At 48.9% G+C, this 442-nt stretch carries 1 pseudogene; it reads right to left on the reverse strand.

The features are described from left to right. Positions 1-442: pseudogene (locus ACTHUM_RS19835) on the reverse strand (penicillin-binding protein 1A); the annotation flags it as partial.

Below are 442 nucleotides of genomic sequence, written 5' to 3' on the forward strand. Positions count from 1 at the left end.
TGGCTGTTCAGCGTCACTTTACGTCCGCTTGGCAACTGAATCTGGACACCTTTACGGGAGGCTTCCAATACAACTGCAGGAATCATCTTATCGACGGTGTAAAGTGTAGAAAGATATTGGCTGACGGTTTCTTCTACGTTGTCGCTTTTGCTCAGGTCGATGTAGTTTTCTGCACCACGGTAGCTGCTGCCACGGTCGAAGTTGCGCAGAACTTTACGCAGGGCTTCGGTAGCGACGCGTTGGTGTGCGGTATCGACTGTGGTATATACCTTGAAACCTTGAGTGTAGGCATCTTCACCGTATTTTTCAAACAGCTCCTGACGTACCATTTCGGCAACGTACAGGGCGCTTTGATCGATGTTTTGTACAAAACGCTCGTAATGCAACTCTTCTTTCAAAGCCTGATCGCGTTGCTGCAGGGTAATCATGCCTTCTTCCAGCA

It is taken from the genome of Neisseria sp. P0021.S006 (assembly GCF_051956895.1).